Below are 21,422 nucleotides of genomic sequence, written 5' to 3' on the forward strand. Positions count from 1 at the left end.
ATCTGGTCACTAAGGGAAAAAACGGTAGCGGATTGCATCATCTCATAGGCATAAAAACCTTGACGAACTTTTAATGTGCCGCTACCGCTTTAGGTAATCTGATTTATAATTTAAGCAAAGTAAATACTTGTGATCCTTAAATAAAATATCAAAACAAATCTAAAGGACGATCTTTCTATTGGATTCTGTTAATGGTAGCTTGTCGAAGGACAAATGTTTTTTTTCGATTATAAAAGGTCTTCGACAGGCTCAGACTGACAATTATGCTTAAGGTAATAAAATTTAGGAGCGAGATAAAATGAAAAAGCCCCAATTCTCATCGAGGCTTTCCGTTTTACTTTAAAACCAAATTAAGGGTTTATATTGTCCTTTTTAGGTTTTGTTTTTGTTTCTACAATTTCTGCAACAGCTACCACTTCTTTACGTTTTTCCGGATCCATTAATTCCATCAACTTCAATCCCAACAGCCCATCCATTGCTGAACCGCCGTGATTACCTCCACTACCACCAATCAGTACATCAGGGATCAGTTTCACATTACCTTTTGATAATTCTTCGGTAATTTTGTAACGGGTAAAGTTTTCGCCGCCCAGAGCTTTCACCGCAAGTTCGTAAGCTTCGGCGGTTGATTTACCTACCGCTAAAATTTTACCTGCTTCTGCATTACCGGTTAACGAAATCTGTTCAGCCTCTGCCGATGCCCTTAACTTAATCGCTTCCGAATCGGCCTGCGCTCTGGCTTTGGTGGCTTCAGCCTCTGCATGTGCCCTCATTTTAGTGGCCTCAGCCTCTGCTCCTACTGCGAGTTTTACACCAGCGGCATCCCCTTCCGATTTTTTCACGGTTGCACTTGCGGTGCGTTCGGCAATCTCTACACTTTGTTGTGCTTTTACAATATCTTTCTGCATATCGGCAATCGCGGTTTCTTTCTCCATCCCCTGACGAGTTTCCTGCGCCTGTTTTTGAGTTTCGTAAGTAACCTTTTGTTCTTCTGCAATTTTACGGTCGGTTAAGGTTTTCATTAACGATTCTGGCGGAACAATATCACCAATTAACGTATCAACCGCATTTACGTTATACTCATCAAGCACTTTACGGATGTGTTCTTTAGCCGATTCCTGACGCTCTTTACGGGTACTTAAGAAAGCAATCACATCACTTCCCTGTGCCGAGTTACGGAAATAGTTACCAATTGTAGGCTCTAAAACCTGCGAAACCAGATTAACCATATTACCGAAACGGGCAATTACCTTTGGTGCCTCAGTAGTGGGTACGTGGATGATCTGCGCCACATCTAAATTGAAAGGGAAACCATCTCTTGAACGTACCGTAATGGTCGACAGGTTTTTATCCAGATTGTGTGCTTCGCTACGTGCTGATGCCCAGTTTAACACCAAATTGGTTGTTGGCACCAATTCTACCTTCATAATGTATTTGTTAATTGGGTATTTACCAGGGCCAAGTGGTTCCAGCCAAACACCTTTAGAACCTTTACCAACGATATTACCGTGTTTAAAATCGGCACCGGTTAAATCATTTCCATCCGTACCAATAAACGAAATTACAACGCCTACGTAACCGATTGCGATTTCGGTCATCGGGATTTCCTCCAACTGAATGGCCCATGGATTAAGGTTGTAAGATCCTGCTAAAATTACCTGAGGCTGTAAACCACGATTACCACCTTGTTTTATAAAGGCATCGAAATCCTGAAAGTTGTTGTGTCCTTCAACCAGTTTACCAGCGATCTGGTTGGCCTCAATGGGCAGACCATCCAACGTGGTTACAATACCTACCATACTTTCCTGAATCCTGATCATATCGGTTACCGAAACCTGAAACAGCATCGTATTGATACGATAAGAACCCGAGGTAATGTAAGACGTTTGCCGGCCTCGCTGACCGCCATTTTCGAGAAACTTCACCGCATCCTGAAAATTATCAGACTCTACCCTTTGCCCAAGGATATTCCCCGTCGGGATTTCAGAACCATCTTTGGCCATAATCAGTCCGATTTTACCTTCAGGAATAATGGTAAACTGTTCCATTGTTACGCTGTACTGCCAAAACCACATCCCAAAATACAACCCTGGGGCTAAGGTTTTTCCCTGGAAACCGGCTTCTCCTTTAACCGCGATGATGCGGCCATCGGGCAGCTCCCGGTCGGAACCAAAGAGCACGAATTTTTTGGTAATCAACCCGATCCTATCTTCGGGAACGATGACCATCCCGAATAAGAAACGTAAAATATATTTGTATAAAACTATGCACAACAGTGCCACCAAAACCCACCAGTAATTAGAAATGAGCGCTTCCATAATCTTTTATATTTTCTATTTTTTTAACCTGATAAACCATTTATCAAGCACGATATAGATATCAAATTAAGTGCTTTGTTACCATTTTTAACACTTATTTTTAAATTATTTTTTATTGGCTTTAAGCCCTCAAAGATGACTCAGGATCGATTATCACAAGAATACCACCTGCAGATGACATTTTGAAGAATCCCCTAACTGAACGCTTATAAACGCCAAAAACTAACCTTTTAGGTTTTAGGATATAGCTAAGGAAATTTTAAATGTCTAAATTACAATTAACAGGAAAAACATGTCCTTTTTTAGATCTATACAATTGACTAGATTGGGGGACACATTTCATGAATTGCAAGCTAAATAAAATGATTTGAAATACCGATTTTCAGATGAACACAGAACTTGAGTAAACTAAACCCGATTGCACGAATGCCCCCGGTTTTTTATCGGGGCAGAAGGAAAAGCGGGACAGGAACCAACCCAAAAGCACAGGAACTTGCTTTTCAAACTATTTCGACTACAAAGGCACGAAAACACAAAGATTAAATGCCTATTTCTACACGATACTCTTGCTGTAACTCAAACAGGCATTTGGCGCAGAGGCAGCCATCGTAGCGTTCGGATATATATTGTACTTCGTTTATACTGAGCTGTACCACACTACACTGGCACTTGGTATATGCATTTGCCTTGCACTCAATAGCATTATTACACCGTTCGCAAGGAATGATTTCGTGTTTGCTATGTTTCAAGGTTGAAGGCATAAGGTTTAAGGTGAAACCTAATTGTTATACAAAAGTAAGGACAAAAAATAAGGTTTTGAGCGTTTGCCCAAAACCTTACGATATTATTAGATTCGTCATCCTGAACTTGTTTCAGGATCTTGTTTGATAGATGCTGAAATAAATTCGGCATGACGGTCGCTCTTAAAAGTCCCCTTTAGGGGATTTAGGGGTTTAACCAGAGCAGCTGATACAGCCTTCTTCCATTGAACAAACTGGTCCGTCAACGATTTCTTCTGCCACCTGATCTTGTGTCATTTCAGCAGGGATAACCGCTTCAATTGCTTTTCCACCCTGGTTCTCTACTGTAAATTTAACAGCCTGAGACGCTGCTTGTGTACGCAAGTAATACATACCGGTTTTTAAACCTTTCTCCCATGCATAGAAGTGCATTGAAGTTAATTTTGATGTATTTGGCGCGTTTACGAACAAGTTTAACGATTGCGATTGGCAGATATAGGCACCACGATCGGCAGCCATATCGATGATATTACGCATCTTGATCTCCCAAACAGTTTTGTACAATTCTTTAATGTAATCTGGAATCGAATCAATAGCCTGGATTGAACCGTTAGCTAATATGATCTGGTTTTTCATATCGTTGTTCCATAAACCTAATGCTACTAAGTCTTTCAATAAGTGTTTGTTTACCACTACAAACTCTCCGCTTAATACACGACGGGTGTAAATGTTAGAAGTATATGGTTCGAAACATTCGTTGTTACCTAAAATCTGAGAAGTAGATGCAGTTGGCATTGGTGCAACTAATAATGAGTTGTACACACCATCCTTAACTACTTTTTTGCGCAATGCATTCCAGTCCCAACGGCCGCTATCTGGTGTAACATTCCATAAATCGAACTGGAATTTACCTTTTGATAATGGCGAACCTTTAAATGTTTGGTAAGGACCATTTTTCACAGCCAAATCGTGCGAAGCCGTCATCGAAGCGAAATAAATCGTCTCGAAAATATCTTTATTTAAACGTTTAGCCTCATCACTTTCAAAAGGTAAACGCAATAAGATAAAGGCATCAGCCAAACCTTGTACACCTAAACCAACGGGACGATGGCGCATGTTTGAGTTTTCGGCTTCTGGCACCGGATAATAGTTATGATCAATGATTTTGTTCAGGTTTAAAGTAGCCTGATAAGTTACATCGTATAATTTTTGGTGATCGAAAGCACCATTGATTACGAAACGAGGCAATGCCAACGATGCTAAGTTACAAACCGCAACTTCATCTTTAGAGGTGTACTCGATAATTTCGGTACACAAGTTAGAGCTCTTAATGGTACCTAAATTCTGTTGGTTAGATTTGCTGTTCGCTGCATCTTTAAACAACATGTAAGGCGTACCAGTTTCAATTTGCGAATCTAAAATGGCAAACCAAAGTTCTTGTGCTTTAATGGTTTTACGGCCACGGCCTTCTGCTTCATATTTAGCGTATAATTCTTCGAATTCCTTACCGAAACAATCTGCCAAACCTGGTGCTTCGTGCGGGCAGAATAATGTCCAATCGCCATTATCTTTAACACGTTGCATAAACAAATCGTTAATCCAAAGGGCATAGAACAAATCGCGCGCACGCATTTCTTCTTTACCATGGTTTTTACGAAGATCTAAGAATTCGAAAACATCTGCATGCCAAGGCTCTAAATAAATAGCAAAGGCACCTTTACGTTTACCTCCACCCTGATCTACGTAACGTGCAGTATCGTTAAATACACGTAACATTGGAATAATACCGTTACTTGTACCGTTTGTACCACCAATATACGATCCTGTTGCACGGATGTTGTGGATGCTTAAACCAATGCCACCTGCACTTTGCGAAATTTTAGCTGTTTGTTTTAAAGTATCATAAATACCTTCGATGCTATCATCCTGCATGGTTAACAAGAAACATGACGACATTTGAGGTTTTGGTGTAGCTGCATTAAACAAAGTTGGCGTAGCATGCGTAAACCAACGCTCGCTCATTAAATTATAGGTTTTGATTGCGCTTTCGATATCTTCTTTGTGGATACCAACAGAAACACGCATAAACAAATGTTGCGGGCGCTCTACAATCTGACCGTTAACTTTTAAAAGGTAAGATTTTTCCAACGTTTTAAAACCGAAATAATCGAACCCGAAATCGCGGTCATAAATGATAGAACTATCTAAAATATCCTTGTTTTTTTCTATAATCTCATAAACATCATCAGCGATAAGAGGAGCATCTTTCTGCGCTTTCGGGTCGAAATATTCGTACAACATTTTCATCGTACCCGAGAATGATTTAGTGGTGTTTTTATGTAGGTTGGAAACCGCAATGCGTGATGCTAACAAAGCGTAATCAGGGTGTTTTGTTGTTAACGAGGCAGCCGTTTCTGCAGCAAGGTTGTCCAACTCAGATGTTGTTACACCATCGTATAAACCTTCGATAACCTTTTTGGCTACATCGATTGGATCTACCAGATCTGAATTTAAACTATAGCACAACTTTTGAATACGAGCTGTGATTTTGTCAAATTGTACCGCCTCTTTGCGGCCATCTCTTTTTAGTACGAACATATTTTATGAGATTTAAGTTTTATTATTAAGTCGTGAGTATCAAGTATCAAGACTTAATCATCACTTTGTATTTTTTGTTATTTATTTATTAGTATCGAGTAGCAGGTAACAAGTATAAAGATCTAAGTATCTAGTATCAAGATTAGACCTTCTGCCCTCAACCTTCTAACCTTCTACCTTAAAAATCTTCATCTAAAGAAAACGCCTGTTTGTTGTTATCAGCAGAGGTTAATACACCACTTTTCTGATAATCACCAACACGTTTCTCGAAGAAGTTGGTTTTACCCTGCAATGAAATCATTTCCATAAAATCGAATGGATTGGTTGCATTGTAGATTTTTTTGTAACCCAGCTCCTGTAACCATCTGTCGGCTACAAACTCGATATACTGGCTCATTAATTTTGCATTCATACCAATTAGCGCAACTGGTAATGCATCAGTAATAAATTCCTTTTCAATTTCTACAGCATCGCTAATAATGCCATGAACTGCTTCTTCGCTTAATTTATTGCTCAACATGCTGTAAAGTAAACAAGCAAATTCGCAGTGTGAACCTTCGTCTCTCGAGATCAGCTCGTTACTGAAAGTTAATCCCGGCATTAAACCGCGTTTCTTTAACCAAAAAATAGAGCAGAAACTTCCGCTGAAGAAAATACCTTCAACCGCAGCAAATGCCACTAAACGTTCGGCAAAAGTTCCGTTTTCGATCCAACGTAAAGCCCATTCTGCTTTTCTTTTTACCGCAGGTACGGTATCGATGGCGTGGAACAAACGGTCTTTTTCTTCAGGATCTTTAATATAAGTATCGATTAACAGCGCATAAGTTTCAGCATGGATGTTTTCCATCATGATCTGGAAACCATAAAAACAACGTGCTTCTGGCAATTGAACCTCACTCATGAAGTTTACCGCAAGATTTTCGTTCACAATACCATCACTAGCAGAAAAGAAAGCAAGGATGTGCGAAATGAAATGCCTTTCGCCATCGTTTAAATTGTCCCAGTGTTTCTGGTCGTCAGAAAGATCAATCTCTTCTGCAGTCCAAAAACTAGCTTCGGTCTTTTTATACATTTCCCAGATTGCCGGATACTTAATCGGCAAAAGCACAAATCTATCTTTGTTTTCTTGTAGTAATAATTCCTGTTCCATACGCTGATATTTTAATTCTATTTTTTTAACAGAGCCGACAAAGGCACGCATCCATCAATTTTATATGATGATTGTAATGTCTTTTATCAAAACGCTGTTGTGAAAGTGCTAACCCTATTGCCTGACAAACAACTGAGTTTTTAGTTAGGGAAAATTTAAAATTGCAATCAGGTGATGTACGTATAAATTACTAAAAACTAAGCTTTTATATTTGTTTTCAAGCGCAAGAAGTTAAAGAACTTTGTTATAACAAATATATATACGGTGGCCCTTTTTTGTGAACCAAAGTTGTTAACACCCTGTTCAATTGCTGGGGAAAAACGATCAGTCGAATATCATTTTCAAGCGAAAAAAAAGCTAATCGTTTCTTTTCAAGGGCTTAGCAAACCAAAATGAGTGTTAATAACTTAAATTTGAGGGGTATAATCGGCACTAAATAGAGCCAAAAGGAGTATCACTCAACCGTATAACTGAGGCTTACTTTAGCTATGCCTTTATGGAAGATACCGATCTGTTTTGCAGCACGTTCAGACAGATCTATAGCCAATCTTTTAGAGAAAGGACCACGGTCATTTACCTTTACTACTACTGATTTTCCGTTATCTGGATTGGTTACTGTAACCATGGTGCCGAATGGCAGCGTGCGATGGGCAGCGGTTAGCTTTTTTGCCCGGTATTTGGCGCCACTGGTGGTGCGGCGGCCTTCGAATTTTCTGTGATAATAAGTGGCGAGAACTGTTTTTTTAATACTATCCGGTTCATTTGATGAATCAGAATCTTGTGCTTTACCTTGTAAAAACAGGAAACAAAAACTTAATAACAGTAGATACTTCATAGGCTAAATTTTCTTTATCGAGCCTGCAAATATAAGCATTTAGTTTATAATCAATAATTTGTGGAAAAACAGCCCGGTTTTGTGCATTAAAAAAGGCGTACAACTTATCGCTGTACGCCCTTACCTAACCCTTCTACATCCACCTTATTTTTGATCTGGCACGAAATTCATTGAGATCGAATTTACGCAATGACGGGTGTCTTTATTGGTAAATCCTTCGCCCAAAAATACGTGCCCTAAATGCGCGCCACAGTTGGCGCAAATAATTTCTGTACGTGAGCCATCGGCATCAGGAATACGCTTTACGGCGCCTTTAATTTCGTCATCGAAAGCAGGCCAGCCGCAGTGTGCATCAAACTTACTTTCCGAACGGTATAAGGCCGCATTACAACGCTTACAGGTATAAGTTCCTTTATCTGTTGTATGTTCATATTTACCTGTACCGGGGTATTCTGTACCTTTATTTACAATTACTCTTTCTTCTTCGGGTGTTAGTGGATTCCAGTTCATTTTCTTTTTTGGTATGATTTGTTCTGTTTCCTTCGATTGTTTTACGGCTTTCTTATCTTGCTTTTGGGCACAAGCAGAAATACCTGTTATTAAAACAACAGCAGAAACCAAAAATAGTTTATTTAACATCGTTTTCATACCTCAATATACGCTATAGATTTTGTTTTGGTTTGCAGGTTTAGTGGTTTGTATTAGTGTTTACCTCACCCTGACAAAGTTGGTGGGTTATTTCCTTTTTCTGCACAGAGGATGTATCATAAATATAAATTGTCATCCTGAGCTTGTCGAAGGACCTGTTTAACTACTCTTAAGGGTGTTTCGACAAGCTCTCCGCAGGAGTCCTTTGGACAACATGACAGCATCTGAGCTGAAATCGTCTTTATGATGCAAACTCAAACAAGGGGTAGTGGCTTTAACCTTAAGCATTAAGATTCCCGCCTGCGCGGGAATGACGGTATAACAAGAAAGACGGCAGTAACACCCCAACTTTGTGTTCTTTGTGCCTTAGTGGTTAAACATAAATTGCATCCTTTGCGGTTAAAAATAGCGCCAAACAAAAAAGCGTCCCGAAATTAATCGAAACGCTTTCTATAAAGAGATTTTTAAATCTTATTTTGCTAATTCTTCTGCCATTGCAGCACCGATTTCAGCAGGACTTTCTACTACACGGATACCACACTCGCGCATGATTTTCATTTTAGCAGCTGCAGTATCATCAGCACCGCCAACAATAGCACCGGCATGGCCCATTCTACGTCCCGGAGGCGCAGTTTGACCAGCGATGAAACCAACAACTGGTTTTGTACCATGTTCTTTGATCCAACGGGCAGCTTCTGCTTCCATTCCACCACCAATTTCACCAATCATGATGATACCATGAGTTTCAGGATCGTTCATTAATAATTTAACTGCTTCTACCGTAGGTGTTCCAATAATTGGGTCACCACCGATACCGATAGCCGTTGTTATACCTAAACCAGCTTTAACAACCTGATCTACCGCTTCGTAAGTTAAAGTTCCTGATTTAGAAACCACGCCTACATGACCTTTTTTGAAGATAAAACCTGGCATGATACCAATTTTAGCTTCATCAGCAGTAATTACACCCGGGCAGTTAGGGCCGATAAGTGTAACATCGCGGTCTGCAATATATTCTTTAACCTGAATCATATCTTTAGTTGGGATACCTTCAGTAATACAAACAATAACTTTAATACCGCCTTCGGCAGCTTCCATAATTGCATCAGCAGCAAAAGCTGGTGGCACGAAAATGATAGATACATTTGCACCCGTTTTATCAACGGCATCTTTAACAGTATTAAAAACAGGCTTATCTAAATGCAATTGCCCACCTTTGCCAGGCGTTACACCACCAACTACGTTTGTACCATAGGCCAGCATCTGCTCAGCGTGGTAAGTTCCTTCGTTTCCGGTAAAACCCTGAACGATAACCTTAGAATCTTTATTTACTAAAACGCTCATGTATCAATATTTTTTTGTGCAAAGCTAATATTATTGTAATGGAATTCAAATCTAAAACCATATTATTTAGTCCGTTTTTTCAGGAAAATGTAAGGAAATGGTTTACGGCAGCTGTAGCCCACCATACGCTTTATCCTGAACTAAAGTTGAGGTACCAAAATAAACGTTTTTGGCGCCATATCAGGAGCAGACCTTTCGGTTATAAACCTGACAGGAACGACAGCCTCCGATTTCTTCTATCGGAGCTACAGTGGATGGCAGGGCGGAACCCCACCTAAGCACCACAAACCGTTCGTTTTCAAATCAAAATATTAACATTTAGGATTAGGAAATGAGCAGTCATGCGCTTTTGGAGGAGTTCAGTCCCGCTCTCCATTTTTTCCGATGAAGAATCGGAACCACTGCGATCGGGTTTAGTAACAAAGTGCTGATACTTGTGGCAACATCCATGCAAAACGCCTAAATTTACTTTTTGAGCGGAAAGTCTAAAGACCAAAGCGGAAAGTCTAAAAACCCAGACGAAGCTTTAAGCCAATTATAAAACGTATATGATCAAGAAGCTAATCCCAATCGTAACCTTTTTTGTTGCAACCTTTATTTCAGTTAAGACCAGCGCACAAAGTACCGATACCAGCAAATACATCCTCCAGAACGATATTGAAGTAGCCAAAGAGGAACCTGGTACGCATAACGGCGGGGGTAAAACCATCGGCTTTAACTTTTTTAGTGATGCCAAAAATCTTAAAACAGCATTCCGAAAAAGAACTTTAAAATCGGGCTCCTCTATCGGCTATCATTTGCAAAAAGAAGATGAGATTTATTACGTACTCAGCGGAAACGGAACCATGCAGATGAATGGAAAAACTTTTGCGGTTAAACCTGGTGATGCCATTTTAACCCGCCCAGGTAGCTCGCATGGTATTGCCCCAAATGCCGGTAATGATTTGACTATTATGATTGTTTACGAGAAGAAATGATGATATTCGAACCTAAGCCACTTCCCTCCCCCTTCGGAAGGGATAAGGGAAGGATAGCGCTATTTTTCATCCCCCTGCCCCCTTCAAAGGGGGACATTAGACCTACAACTAGAACACATTAGCAAAAATGGAACTGGAAAAACATTATACCAATAGAACGGGCTGGCTAAGGGCGGCAGTGCTTGGTGCCAACGACGGCATTATTTCTACAACCAGTTTGGTTATTGGCATTGCCGCAGCGAGCGATACCAGAAGTCCGATTGTATTAGCGGCACTGGCCGGTTTGGTTGCAGGAGCATTATCTATGGCAGCAGGAGAATATGTTTCCGTAAGTTCTCAGGCTGACATTGAAAAAGCAGATCTTGCACGGGAGAAAATAGAACTCGAAACCATGCCCGAATTGGAGCTGAAAGAGCTCGCTAAGATATATGTTGTGCAGGGGCTTGATGAAGATCTGGCCATGCAGGTAGCCATAAAATTGACCGAGAAAGATGCCTTAGGAACACATGCCAGAGATGAACTGGGTATTAACGAAATTACACAACCCAAACCGCTTCAAGCTGCTTTTGCATCTGGAGCCTCCTTTATTACCGGTGGTATTTTACCTTTTTTAGTTGCTTTTCTTGCGCCGATAAAATTGATGGTGTTTTATCAATATGGGTTTGCTATTGTATTCTTAGCTTTATCGGGCGCAATTGCAGCAAAGGCAGGGGGCTCTAGTATGATTAAAGGGATATTACGGATTTGTTTCTGGGGAACGGTTGCCATGGTAGTAACCGCTCTGGCTGGGTATATTTTCGAGGCCAGGACCAGTTAATCAGTAGGCAGTTCTATAGTTGCAGTACGCAATATTGTGAATCTAGCATTCAATTAAAGGATTATAAATCCTTAGTTCTCAAATCGGGATTGCAAATCCCGACTAACGTAAAAAGCCGGGCTAACTTTAATCGTTAATCCGGCTTTACTTTATTATTTATCAGAAAGACTTTTAGCTTCAGCTTTAGGACTATCTGCTTTAGGTTTTGGTTCAGTTTTCCAGGCTTTTACCCATAGGTTGGTCGGGAAATGTTTTCCCGACCCTTGAACTGTGGATCTATAATCCACCTAAGAGGATTACAAATCCTTAACACCTGAATCGGGATTGCAAATCCCGACTAACGTAAAAAGCCGGGCCAACTTTAATCATTGATCCGGCTTTGTTTTACTATTTATTACACTAAAGACTTTTAGCTTCAGACTTAGGCTTTTCTACCTTTGGTTTTGGTTCAGTTTTCCAACCTTTTACCCATTCGGCCTGTGCAGCTTCGTCATGGAAAGTCCATGCTACGAAACGGCTTATTTTTTGTCCCTGGCTCATTTGAACGGTGGTTACCTCAAAAGCATTTGCTTTAACCAATGCGCTGTAGATACTTTTTAAGTTGGCACTTTTTGATACCAATGAGGTAAACCATAAAACCTGATTTTTGATCTGCTCACTCTGGATAATCATTTGCTCTACGAAAGCACGCTCACCACCCGGACACCAAAGCTCGGCCTTGTTACCACCAAAGTTTAATACGTGTTTTACCTCCTTTTCATTTCCGCCCAGGTTACGCCATTTCTGACGGGTACCTTGCTCGGCTTCTTTTAAGGAAGCATGAAACGGTGGGTTACAAACCACGGCATCGAACCTTTCTTTACCACCTACAATACCTCTAAAAATACCCATTTTTGAAGATTGCTGACGGATTTCTACTGCCCCTTGTAATGGTTTATTGGCTTCGATAATGCGCTTAGCCGAATCGACCGAAAGTGGATCGATCTCAGAACCTACGAAACTCCAGCCATATTCCTGGTGACCAATAATCGGGTAGATACAGTTTGCACCTACACCAATATCCAATACATTAATATTAGCTCCTTTAGGGTTTTTACCTTTATTGCTTGACCCTAATAGATCGGCAACATAGTGAATATAATCGGCCCGGCCCGGAATAGGCGGACAAAGAAAATCCTGAGGAATGTCCCATTGTGAAATGTTATAAAAATATTTCAACAATGCCCTATTAAGTGCTTTAACGGCGCTTTGATCTGCAAAATCGATAGAATCATCATTGTGTTCGTTTTTAAAAACGAAACGTTTTAATTCTTTTGAGATTGCAATAAGTTGTTTGAAATTGTAACGCGAACGGTGTTTGTTGCGTGGGTGTAACTCGCTTTTTTCTTTGCGGTTATTTTGTTCTTCTTGAGCCAATGTGCTATGGATTAATTAAACAAGCTGTGTGCATGTTTCTAGCACAAAGGTACATAAAAAAGGTTGAAGGTGTGAAGGTTGAAGGTAGAAGGCTTTGCATGTGCTATAAAAACAAAGATTTACTATAACATAAATGCAAGAAATTTTCCGTGATTTCTGTGCTTCCGTGGCTAAATTATCTGCACCCAGAACTGAAAATTCACAACTGAAAACTCCAAACTACACCTCCTCTGCTTTTTCTATCATTGCAGGCTGAATTGCTTTCTGATACTTTGCCTCATCAAACTGGTTTTCACTTTTAGCAATTACTATGGTGGCCACGCCGTTTCCGATTACATTGGTTATGGCTCTGGCCTCGCTCATAAAACGGTCTACACCAATTAATATGGAGATATGTTCTATCGGCATAATTTTCAAAGCGGTTAAGGTTGATACCAAAACAATAAAACCACTCCCCGTTACCCCAGCTGCACCTTTAGAAGTAACCATGAGCACACCTAAAACTGTAATCTGCTGACCTAAGGATAAATCGACATGAAAAACCTGACAAAGAAATATAACAGCCATGGCCAGGTAAATTGCAGTTCCATCAAGATTAAAAGAATAGCCGGTAGGGATAACCAAGCCAACAACCGATTTATCACACCCAATAGCTTCCATTTTCTGCATCATGCTTGGCAGTGCCGATTCGGAAGAAGAAGTACCCAGTACAATTAAAATTTCCTGTCGGATATACTTCAGGTAAGCCCACAAGCTAAAGTTATAGTAGCGGCAAATTCCATTTAAAACAATAAAAATGAACAGGATGCAGGTTAAATAAACCGAGCCCATCAGTTTGGCCATGCCCACTAAACTTTCCAAACCATGGGTACCGATGCTAAAAGCCATCCCGCCGAAAGCACCAATTGGCGCTAAACGCATAATCACCTTCATAATTTTGAAGAGTACTTTCGATATTTTATCGAAGGCATTTAAAACGCTTGTTCCCTCTCCTCCTAATTTATTTAAACCATAACCAAAAAGAATGGCAAACAGCAAAATCTGTAAAATATTTCCCTCAGCAAAAGCGGCAATCACATTATGCGGGATAATATGCAGAAAGAATTCTGCCCAGTTCATATCTTTTGCCTGCTCGGCATAACCAACAATTTTTGTAGCATCGCTAGCCTTGGTTATCATTCCGGCACCTGGCTTTAAAACATTGGCCACCACTAAACCAATTGCAATAGCCACTGTGCTTACAATTTCGAAATATAACAATGCTTTGCCCCCTACCCTGCCTACTTTTTTCATATCGCCCATGTGTGCGATTCCTAAAACAATAGTAAAGAATATAATTGGTGCAATTAACATGCTAATCAGGTTGATAAAACCCTGACTGATCAATTTAGCTGTAGGTGCAAAACCGGGGAAGAAAATCCCAACATTAATCCCTATTATGATGGCTATGATAACCTGAAAGGTTAAATTGGAGAATACTTTTTTTACAAGTTCTATAAATGTCATCTTTATTTTTTTAGGTGTTTTGGCTTGCTATTGAATAATGAACAGACAGTAAGCTTAAAATAATTTTATTTATAAATACTGACCTCAATTTTCCCGTCGGCAGTAATTGCACCTCTATACATCCCCTCGGTATTAAAGGGCATAGTCATATTTCCTTTTTTATCTAAAGCAATTAAACCACCGTCGCCACCCATTTTACCTACTTTATCTAAGGCAAGTTTCGATGCCTCTGTAACAGATAGGCCCTTATATTCCATTAAATCGGAAATCGTTTTTGCCACCACATTACGGATATAAAACTCGCCCCAGCCGGTACAGGAAATACCTGCTGTTTCATTATTGCAGTAGGTACCTGCCCCTATAATTGGTGCATCGCCCACACGTCCGTATTTTTTGTTCGTCATACCACCGGTTGAAGTTCCCGCTGCCAGGTTTCCAGCCTGATCTAAAGCCACGCAACCCACCGTGCCGAATTTGTAATCGTGGTTTTTAATTCCAAATAATTCCGATTTTTTACTTCCATGATCTAACACCGCTTTGGTAGAATCTTCTTTAATGGCCTGTTGTAAGCCATCCCAACGTTCCTTAGTCCAGAAATATTTAGGATCTACGATTTCCAATCCCACCTCTTTTGCAAACTGATCGGCACCTGCGCCAACCATCATTACATGCTCGGATTTTTCCATCACGGCCCTGGCAGCAGAAATTGGATTTTTTATGGTAGTTACCCCCGCAACAGATCCCGCCATTAAGGTTTTTCCATCCATTATTGCGGCGTCGAGCTCATTTCTGCCATCATGTGTAAAAACAGCACCTTTGCCGGCATTAAAATGTGGATCGTTTTCTAAAACGTGAATGGTTGCTTCAACAGCATCGAGGCTCGATTTACCTGCTTTAATTTCTGCATAACCTGCATTTAATGCTTTTGTTAAGGCAGCGATATAAGCAGTCTCTTTTTCGGGACTCATGTTCTTTTTGAGAATGGTGCCGGCACCACCGTGAATCACCATTACATATTTTTTCTGTTGTGCAGAAACCTGCAAGGCTAAAGCCGAAAACAAGAACAAGGCAAGTAATTTTAACCGTTTCATCTTCCTATGGGGTTTAAGAAGCCGTTAAATTAAGAAAATCCTTGAGAATAAATGCGTTTAAACTTTGGCTATCCCTTTGGATGAGAACTGCAGATCGTAAAGCTTTTTATAGTAGCCATTTAATTTTAACAGCTGTTGATGCGTGCCTTTTTCTTTAATCTCACCCTTATCGAGCACAATAATCTGATCGGCCTTTTGAATGGTGGATAAACGGTGGGCAATTACAATCGAAGTTCTACCTTCCATCAAGTTATCAATGGCTTTCTGGATCAATAATTCTGTTTCGGTATCCACTGATGAAGTGGCTTCATCTAAAACCAAAATAGCCGGATTATGCACGAGGGCACGGATAAACGAAATCAACTGGGCCTGACCAGCTGAGAGTGTAGCACCTCTTTCCATCACGTTATATTGATAGCCACCCGGTAAACGTTCGATAAAATCATGCGCACCAACTTTTTTGGCAGCATTCACCACTTCTTCGATGGTAATTTGGGGGTTATTTAGTGTAATGTTGTTTAAAATGGTATCCGAAAACAAGAAAACATCCTGAAGTACAGTAGCAATATTGCCCCTTAAATAATCCAGATCAAAATCTTCGATATGAATGCCGTCTACGGTGATATCTCCCTTTTTCACTTCATAAAAACGGTTCAGGATATTAATTGTGGAAGATTTACCGGCACCCGTTGCTCCTACCAAGGCCACAGTTTCGCCAGCCTTCACTTCGAATGTAAGGTCTTTCAGCACGTAGTTTTCGTCGTTATAGGCAAACCAAACCTTTTCGAATTTAATATTTCCGTCTAATTTGGTTGGCTTTTGCGTCCCCGTATTTGGCGTAGTTTCATCAGTATCTAAAACTTTAAAAACACGTTCGGCACCCACCATTCCCATCTGCAGCGTATTAAACTTATCGGCCAACTGGCGGATCGGTGTAAATACCATACCCAGATACATAATAAACTGTGTGATGGTTCCAGGCGTTACATCCAACGGTTTGGAAAGAATACTTTTTGCGCCGTACCACACCAACAAACCCAGCGACATGGCCGAGATTAACTCCACCACGGGAAAAAAGATAGAATAATACCAGTTAGAGCGGATATTAGCATCACGATAGCGCTTGTTAATGGCGTAGAATTTTCTGTATTCCTGTTTCTCCCTGGCAAAGTACTGCACAATAGATACACCCGTAATGTGTTCTTGCAAAAAAGTATTCAGGTTAGAAACCTCATTTCTAATTTCCTGAAAAGCCACTTTAATCGCTTTCTGGAATTTCCGGGTAGCAATAATCAACAATGGAATGGGCAAAAGCACCACTAAACTCAATTGCCAATCGGTATATAACATGACGCACACAATCACCACCACCTGCAAACTATCGCCTATCATCGAGATTAAACCTTCCGAAAAGATATCGGCAATAGTTTCCAAATCGGAAACAGTTCTGGTAATTAATTGTCCGATGGGCGTTTTATCGAAGAATTTTAGGCGGAGTTTTGTAATGTGGTTAAAAACATTGATCCGAAGATCGCGGATAACCGATTGACCCAATGTATTGGTTAAAAGCGTGTGGTTATATTGAATCAAAGTTTGTAAGATCAACATAAAGATCATCAACATGGTCATATTCACCAGGCCAGAATAATTTCCTGTTAAAATATAATGATCAAGCGTATACTTAATTAAAAACGGACGTACCGGAGAAATAGCCGCAAGCAGAATGGTTAAAATAACCGACCACACAAAAACGGCACGGTAAGGCTTTACGTATTGAAAAATACGTTTCAGTAATCTGGTGTTGTATACGTCTCCTGTAACTGCCATGTTTAGGGTTTAGGGTGTAAGGTTTAGGGTTTAAGGCCTTACGCAATCTTAAAAAATCAAATACTAATATCTTTCTAATAAAGTGGCGACCTAGCCTTCTATTTCTTTCATGGCGGTCGCTGTACCTTCCGCCTTACGCCTTTAACCTTCTACCTTATATAATCGTATTCTATCTTCACTAAATACAAACCGCAGGCAGGCACCGATTGCCCAGCCTTACTGCGGTTTTTACTTTCTATTATTGCTTTAAAATCTGTTAAATTTATTTCTTTTTTACCGATCTGTACCAAAGTACCCATAATGGCTCTTACCATGTTGCGTAGAAAACGGTCAGCCTGAATGGTAAAAACTAATCCATCTTCCTGCTGCTCGAAAACGGCTTTGCTTATTTTACAATTATTGGTAAAAGTTTGCGTGTTTGATTTACTGAAACACGAAAAATCGGTATAATTTAATAACAGTGCCGCTGCCTCGTTCATTGCTTCTACATCCAATTTATCTTTAACCAACCACGATCGGTTAAGTTTGAAAGGATTCTTTTCGAAGTGAAGGTAATATTTATAAGCACGGGCAGTGGCATCAAAGCGGGCATGGGCATCATCATGTACCGGTATAATCCGTTTTGCTGCAATTTGGTAAGGCAGCATGGCATTAATACCGGTTACTGCGCTTAAAACCTTTGTTTCTTCTACATTTTCAACATCAAAATGGGCATAAAAATCAGTAGCATGTACGCCAGCATCCGTTCTGCCGCAGCCCAAAGTTTCGATAGGCTGCCTAAAAAAAACAGACATAGCCTTATCTAACAATTCCTGAACGGTGATTGCATTAGGTTGTGTTTGCCAGCCATGGTATAAGCTGCCATCATAAGCCAATTGGATGAAGTACCTTTTTTTACTCAAAGCGATGCAAAAATACTTTTTTCCTTTTACTAGATGGTGCAGTAAATTGGAATTAATATATTTCGACTATAAAATATTAAATAGCTTAGGAGGAGTTAAAAACAAAAATGCTACTGACCTGAAGCATTCTATTTCTCTAAATTTTCTATAAATCATTAATAAAACCCTTTAAATACATATCTTTAATCCACAAAAACTGAACTGAAAAAATGGTCGAAATATTTAAAAAACAAATCCAGCAACTTAAAGAAAAGTTTAATTCAGCGCCAGCTATATACAAAAAAGTCCAAACCTTGTATTTAAACGGCTCATGCCAACTACTTACACGCTCTGCACAAGCTTTCGAGCTATTGGTTAATGATGAAGATACTGATATTGAGGTAAAAATTACCGTTGATGATAACGAAACTGTTAATTATTTTCAAAAAAACAAACTTTGCGAATGGGATAGTTATGCATTTGCCTCTTTGTTGCAAATGATAGAAGAATTTAACAAACCATTGGCAAAAACGCCCCAAACGGGCAAAAGTTATACCCGTGAGGGGATGATTAAAAGAGTGCTTGCCGAGCGCATTACAAAGGCCGATAAGGCTAAATATAATTTGATTTATGCCGATAACATTTATGGCGAACACACCTTAATTAACGAAAAAGGGCACAGCTATAAAGTTACACTACGAAATTTTGATGATGAAACAGGTTATATCAACAATCCTGATTTACAAACCAATAAACTGGGCACAACCAAGCATTTAATATACGCCTTTAAAAAACTTAAGGCCGATACCATCCAATTTAAAAAACTAAGCAAAACCTATCCTTTTGTTGAAATTTTTTTAGACCCACAAAACGATTACCGCATTACTTGGCATTATCCACACCCGTTAAAGCCCGAAATTGAGCTTTTACTAAACAAATACTTTGGAAGCAAAAATTATATAGAACCAGAAAAGATAAAAGATTTTACAGCATTTATTCGTGAAGCGGTCGATTTTAAACAAATCACCATTAGACCAGAGGTGGAAGAAAAAATACAAAAAGCCTGGGATGAAGATATGCTCAAAAATGCTACAACCAATGAAAAAATTGATTTTTCTATTATAAAAGCCGATTTATTTCCCTATCAAAAAGAAGGTGTCAGGTTTGCCACATTCAAATCGGGCGCCATACTGGCCGATGAAATGGGACTTGGTAAAACTATACAGGCCATAACAACGGCTGTACAAAAAAAGAAGATTTTTGGTTTTAAAAAAACATTGATTGTTTGTCCGGCATCCCTAAAAGAACAGTGGAAGCAGGAAATAGAAAAGTTTTGCCACGAAACTGCAGTAATTGCCGATGGAATGCCCCAAGCAAGAGCAGAAATTTACCAGAAAAGCAAAGCCTATTTCGTAATTGTTAATTATGAAACCGTAATGCGCGATTGTTTGGTTATTAACCGGATGGGCGCCGATTTTATTATTTTAGACGAAGCACAAAAAATAAAAAACTTTAATACCCTAGCGGCGCAAAGTATAAAAAAACTGCAAAAAAAGCATGCCCTCGTTATTACAGGCACACCTATCGAAAACCGTTTGATTGATTTATACTCGATTGTACAATTTATTGAACCTCATTTTTTAAGCCCATTGTGGGAGTTTTCTTATCAACACTGTTATTTCGATGAAAGTAAAACTGATAAAATTACCGGGTATTATAACCTTCAACAGCTAAATGAAAGATTACAACCTATTTTGCTTCGCAGAGAAAAACATAACGTAATTAAAGATTTGCCTCAAATAACCGAAATTACCATCCCGGTAGAGATGCATTTGGAGCAAGAAATATTACACGCCAATTTTGCAAGAGGCGTTGCCTCCATCATTACTAAAAAATTTATTTCGCCATTCGATATGCAGAAATTGATGTTGTTGATGAACAATATGCGTATGGTATGCAATTCTACTTTTCTGATTGATAAGGAAACATATTATTCTCCAAAACTGGTAGAATTAAAGGATATGCTTTTAGAAAAACTCGACATTAAAAATAGCGGAAGCAAAATTATTATTTTTTCTGAGTGGGTAACGATGTTAAATCTTATTGGAAAAATGTTGCACGAAAATGGTATTGGCTTTGCTATGTTAAGTGGCAAGGTAGCTATAAAAAATAGGGATGCCCTAGTTAAAAAGTTCGAAGCCGACCCCAACTGCAGCGTTTTCCTATCAACAGAAGCAGGAGGAGCAGGTTTAAACCTACAAGTAGCCGATACGGTAATTAATTTTGAAGTACCCTGGAACCCCGCGAAGAAAAACCAGCGCGTAGGTCGCATTGATAGGCTTGGACAACGCAGCAAACACCTAAATGTAATCAATTTCATTACCAAAAACTCAATTGAAATTAAAATTGCATCTGGACTTAATCTTAAACAAAATCTATTCGATAGCGTATTAAATAATGGAAATGGCACTGATGAAGTAGATTTTTCAGCGTCGGGCAGGGCACAGTTTTTACAACAGCTAGAAGAAGCCATAAACGGGTTTGTAACAATAGAAAAACCACCCATTGAAGAAGAAGTATTACAAGAAAATACAGCTGATAAGGAGTTAATTACCAATTACGTATTGATTGAAGAAGAAGAAACTAGCGAAAAAAATATAGATGAAATACAACAACCCATTATAGACCAGAAAATAAAAGCACAGCAAATGGAACAAGTGATGAACCATGGGCTTGATTTTTTATCTGGCCTGTATAAAATGGCAACAGGCAGTACCAACGGCTTGGAAAACAGAAAAATGGAATTTGATGAAGCAACAGGAGAAATTGTAATGCGTTTTAAATTACCAAATGTATAAGCATTAACTATTTAAAGCTAAACCTTTTATAAATCGAAGATGATCGCAGCAGTGTTAAACAAATTGTTAGATCTTCTCATCCTAGAGGATAATTTATTCGAGTAATAACATCCCGAGGCAAGCCCGGGACGTTATTACGCTATAAAAATCGACACAAATATCTCGAAACATTCAAAAGGTATTGTACAGTGCACGCTATAGCAAGAAATTCACCCCATATAAGAACATGTAAGCTTATATGGCCCAGGGAAATCGCTTTTAAAAAATGTGCAAAAATTAATTAGCCACGGAAACACAGAAATCACGGAGAAGAAGTAAATTTTTCCGTGTTTTCGTGCTTCTGTGGCAAACATAATGCTTAGGTATGCGCAGAAAGAGGAAGAATTATCAGAGAAAAGTTAAAAGCGATTTCCCTG

16 protein-coding genes are annotated in these 21,422 nt (G+C 39.4%); 4 read left to right on the forward strand and 12 right to left on the reverse strand.

Features of this window, described 5'->3' with window-relative positions; all coding sequences use genetic code 11:
• Positions 1-350: 350 nt before the first annotated feature.
• The 7 genes from AW17_RS19090 to sucD all read right to left on the reverse strand — a co-directional run bounded on the left by AW17_RS19090 (position 351) and on the right by sucD (position 9,633).
• Positions 351-2,318, reverse strand: coding sequence for an SPFH domain-containing protein (locus tag AW17_RS19090; RefSeq protein WP_029279026.1), 1,968 nt, complete (start codon positions 2,316-2,318; stop codon positions 351-353).
• A 539-nt stretch (positions 2,319-2,857) separates the two neighbouring features.
• The gene (locus AW17_RS23805) at positions 2,858-3,079 is read right to left on the reverse strand and encodes a cysteine-rich CWC family protein (RefSeq protein ID WP_083488776.1); all 222 of its coding nucleotides are present in this window, start codon (positions 3,077-3,079) and stop codon (positions 2,858-2,860) included.
• 192 nt (positions 3,080-3,271) lie between these two features.
• Positions 3,272-5,656, reverse strand: a complete 2,385-nt coding sequence (locus AW17_RS19095) for a ribonucleoside-diphosphate reductase subunit alpha (RefSeq protein WP_029279029.1) — start codon at positions 5,654-5,656, stop codon at positions 3,272-3,274.
• Between the two features lie 178 nt (positions 5,657-5,834).
• The gene (locus AW17_RS19100) at positions 5,835-6,806 is read right to left on the reverse strand and encodes a ribonucleoside-diphosphate reductase small subunit (RefSeq protein ID WP_025145778.1); all 972 of its coding nucleotides are present in this window, start codon (positions 6,804-6,806) and stop codon (positions 5,835-5,837) included.
• A gap of 454 nt (positions 6,807-7,260) precedes the next feature.
• Positions 7,261-7,641: a septal ring lytic transglycosylase RlpA family protein gene (locus AW17_RS19105; RefSeq protein WP_029279031.1), complete on the reverse strand. Its 381-nt coding sequence runs from the start codon at positions 7,639-7,641 to the stop codon at positions 7,261-7,263.
• A gap of 144 nt (positions 7,642-7,785) precedes the next feature.
• Positions 7,786-8,289: a methionine-R-sulfoxide reductase gene (locus AW17_RS19110; RefSeq protein WP_029279033.1), complete on the reverse strand. Its 504-nt coding sequence runs from the start codon at positions 8,287-8,289 to the stop codon at positions 7,786-7,788.
• A 471-nt stretch (positions 8,290-8,760) separates the two neighbouring features.
• Positions 8,761-9,633 carry a succinate--CoA ligase subunit alpha gene (sucD, locus tag AW17_RS19115; RefSeq protein WP_029279034.1) on the reverse strand — a complete coding sequence of 291 codons (873 nt, stop codon included), beginning with the start codon at positions 9,631-9,633 and terminating at the stop codon, positions 8,761-8,763.
• A 38-nt stretch (positions 9,634-9,671) separates the two neighbouring features.
• Here sucD and AW17_RS19120 point away from each other — a divergent pair, with 38 nt between their 5' ends.
• The 3 genes from AW17_RS19120 to AW17_RS19130 all read left to right on the forward strand — a co-directional run bounded on the left by AW17_RS19120 (position 9,672) and on the right by AW17_RS19130 (position 11,427).
• The gene (locus tag AW17_RS19120) at positions 9,672-9,911 is read left to right on the forward strand and encodes a hypothetical protein (protein WP_029279036.1); all 240 of its coding nucleotides are present in this window, start codon (positions 9,672-9,674) and stop codon (positions 9,909-9,911) included.
• 270 nt (positions 9,912-10,181) lie between these two features.
• Positions 10,182-10,610 carry a cupin domain-containing protein gene (locus AW17_RS19125; RefSeq protein ID WP_083488777.1) on the forward strand — a complete coding sequence of 143 codons (429 nt, stop codon included), beginning with the start codon at positions 10,182-10,184 and terminating at the stop codon, positions 10,608-10,610.
• Positions 10,611-10,737: 127 nt separating this feature from the next.
• Complete coding sequence (locus AW17_RS19130; RefSeq protein ID WP_029279041.1) at positions 10,738-11,427, forward strand: VIT1/CCC1 transporter family protein; 690 nt, start codon at positions 10,738-10,740, stop codon at positions 11,425-11,427.
• Between the two features lie 399 nt (positions 11,428-11,826).
• Here AW17_RS19130 and rlmF read toward each other — a convergent pair whose 3' ends face one another.
• The 5 genes from rlmF to truA all read right to left on the reverse strand — a co-directional run bounded on the left by rlmF (position 11,827) and on the right by truA (position 18,169).
• Positions 11,827-12,843 carry a 23S rRNA (adenine(1618)-N(6))-methyltransferase RlmF gene (gene rlmF / locus AW17_RS19135; RefSeq protein WP_029279043.1) on the reverse strand — a complete coding sequence of 339 codons (1,017 nt, stop codon included), beginning with the start codon at positions 12,841-12,843 and terminating at the stop codon, positions 11,827-11,829.
• Positions 12,844-13,062: 219 nt separating this feature from the next.
• Complete coding sequence (dctA, locus tag AW17_RS19140; RefSeq protein ID WP_029279045.1) at positions 13,063-14,349, reverse strand: C4-dicarboxylate transporter DctA; 1,287 nt, start codon at positions 14,347-14,349, stop codon at positions 13,063-13,065.
• A 65-nt stretch (positions 14,350-14,414) separates the two neighbouring features.
• Positions 14,415-15,440, reverse strand: a complete 1,026-nt coding sequence (locus AW17_RS19145; RefSeq protein WP_029279047.1) for an isoaspartyl peptidase/L-asparaginase family protein — start codon at positions 15,438-15,440, stop codon at positions 14,415-14,417.
• 57 nt (positions 15,441-15,497) lie between these two features.
• Entirely contained in the window at positions 15,498-17,267 is a 1,770-nt protein-coding gene (locus tag AW17_RS19150; RefSeq protein WP_029279050.1) for an ABC transporter ATP-binding protein, read from the reverse strand.
• Between the two features lie 149 nt (positions 17,268-17,416).
• A complete protein-coding gene (gene truA, locus AW17_RS19155; RefSeq protein ID WP_029279052.1) occupies positions 17,417-18,169 on the reverse strand; it encodes a tRNA pseudouridine(38-40) synthase TruA in 753 nt (250 codons plus the stop codon).
• A gap of 209 nt (positions 18,170-18,378) precedes the next feature.
• Between truA and AW17_RS19160 the strand changes: the two genes are divergently transcribed.
• Positions 18,379-21,006: a DEAD/DEAH box helicase gene (locus AW17_RS19160; protein ID WP_051691972.1), complete on the forward strand. Its 2,628-nt coding sequence runs from the start codon at positions 18,379-18,381 to the stop codon at positions 21,004-21,006.
• Positions 21,007-21,422: the final 416 nt, after the last annotated feature.

The organism is Pedobacter borealis DSM 19626 (genome assembly GCF_000708285.2).
Classification (GTDB): Bacteria; Bacteroidota; Bacteroidia; order Sphingobacteriales; family Sphingobacteriaceae; genus Pedobacter; species Pedobacter borealis.

What these genes read in the sequence shown, in the direction of transcription:
- AW17_RS19150 (WP_029279050.1), bottom strand. Translation starts at nt 17,267, where the DNA reads ATGGCAGTTACAGGAGACGTATACAACACCAGATTACTGAAACGTATT.
- AW17_RS19095 (WP_029279029.1), bottom strand. Translation starts at nt 5,656, where the DNA reads ATGTTCGTACTAAAAAGAGATGGCCGCAAAGAGGCGGTACAATTTGAC.
- AW17_RS19120 (WP_029279036.1), top strand. Translation starts at nt 9,672, where the DNA reads ATGGAATTCAAATCTAAAACCATATTATTTAGTCCGTTTTTTCAGGAA.
- AW17_RS23805 (WP_083488776.1), bottom strand. Translation starts at nt 3,079, where the DNA reads ATGCCTTCAACCTTGAAACATAGCAAACACGAAATCATTCCTTGCGAA.
- AW17_RS19100 (WP_025145778.1), bottom strand. Translation starts at nt 6,806, where the DNA reads ATGGAACAGGAATTATTACTACAAGAAAACAAAGATAGATTTGTGCTT.
- AW17_RS19105 (WP_029279031.1), bottom strand. Translation starts at nt 7,641, where the DNA reads ATGAAGTATCTACTGTTATTAAGTTTTTGTTTCCTGTTTTTACAAGGT.
- AW17_RS19160 (WP_051691972.1), top strand. Translation starts at nt 18,379, where the DNA reads ATGGTCGAAATATTTAAAAAACAAATCCAGCAACTTAAAGAAAAGTTT.
- AW17_RS19145 (WP_029279047.1), bottom strand. Translation starts at nt 15,440, where the DNA reads ATGAAACGGTTAAAATTACTTGCCTTGTTCTTGTTTTCGGCTTTAGCC.
- sucD (WP_029279034.1), bottom strand. Translation starts at nt 9,633, where the DNA reads ATGAGCGTTTTAGTAAATAAAGATTCTAAGGTTATCGTTCAGGGTTTT.
- AW17_RS19125 (WP_083488777.1), top strand. Translation starts at nt 10,182, where the DNA reads ATGATCAAGAAGCTAATCCCAATCGTAACCTTTTTTGTTGCAACCTTT.
- AW17_RS19110 (WP_029279033.1), bottom strand. Translation starts at nt 8,289, where the DNA reads ATGAAAACGATGTTAAATAAACTATTTTTGGTTTCTGCTGTTGTTTTA.
- dctA (WP_029279045.1), bottom strand. Translation starts at nt 14,349, where the DNA reads ATGACATTTATAGAACTTGTAAAAAAAGTATTCTCCAATTTAACCTTT.
- AW17_RS19090 (WP_029279026.1), bottom strand. Translation starts at nt 2,318, where the DNA reads ATGGAAGCGCTCATTTCTAATTACTGGTGGGTTTTGGTGGCACTGTTG.
- AW17_RS19130 (WP_029279041.1), top strand. Translation starts at nt 10,738, where the DNA reads ATGGAACTGGAAAAACATTATACCAATAGAACGGGCTGGCTAAGGGCG.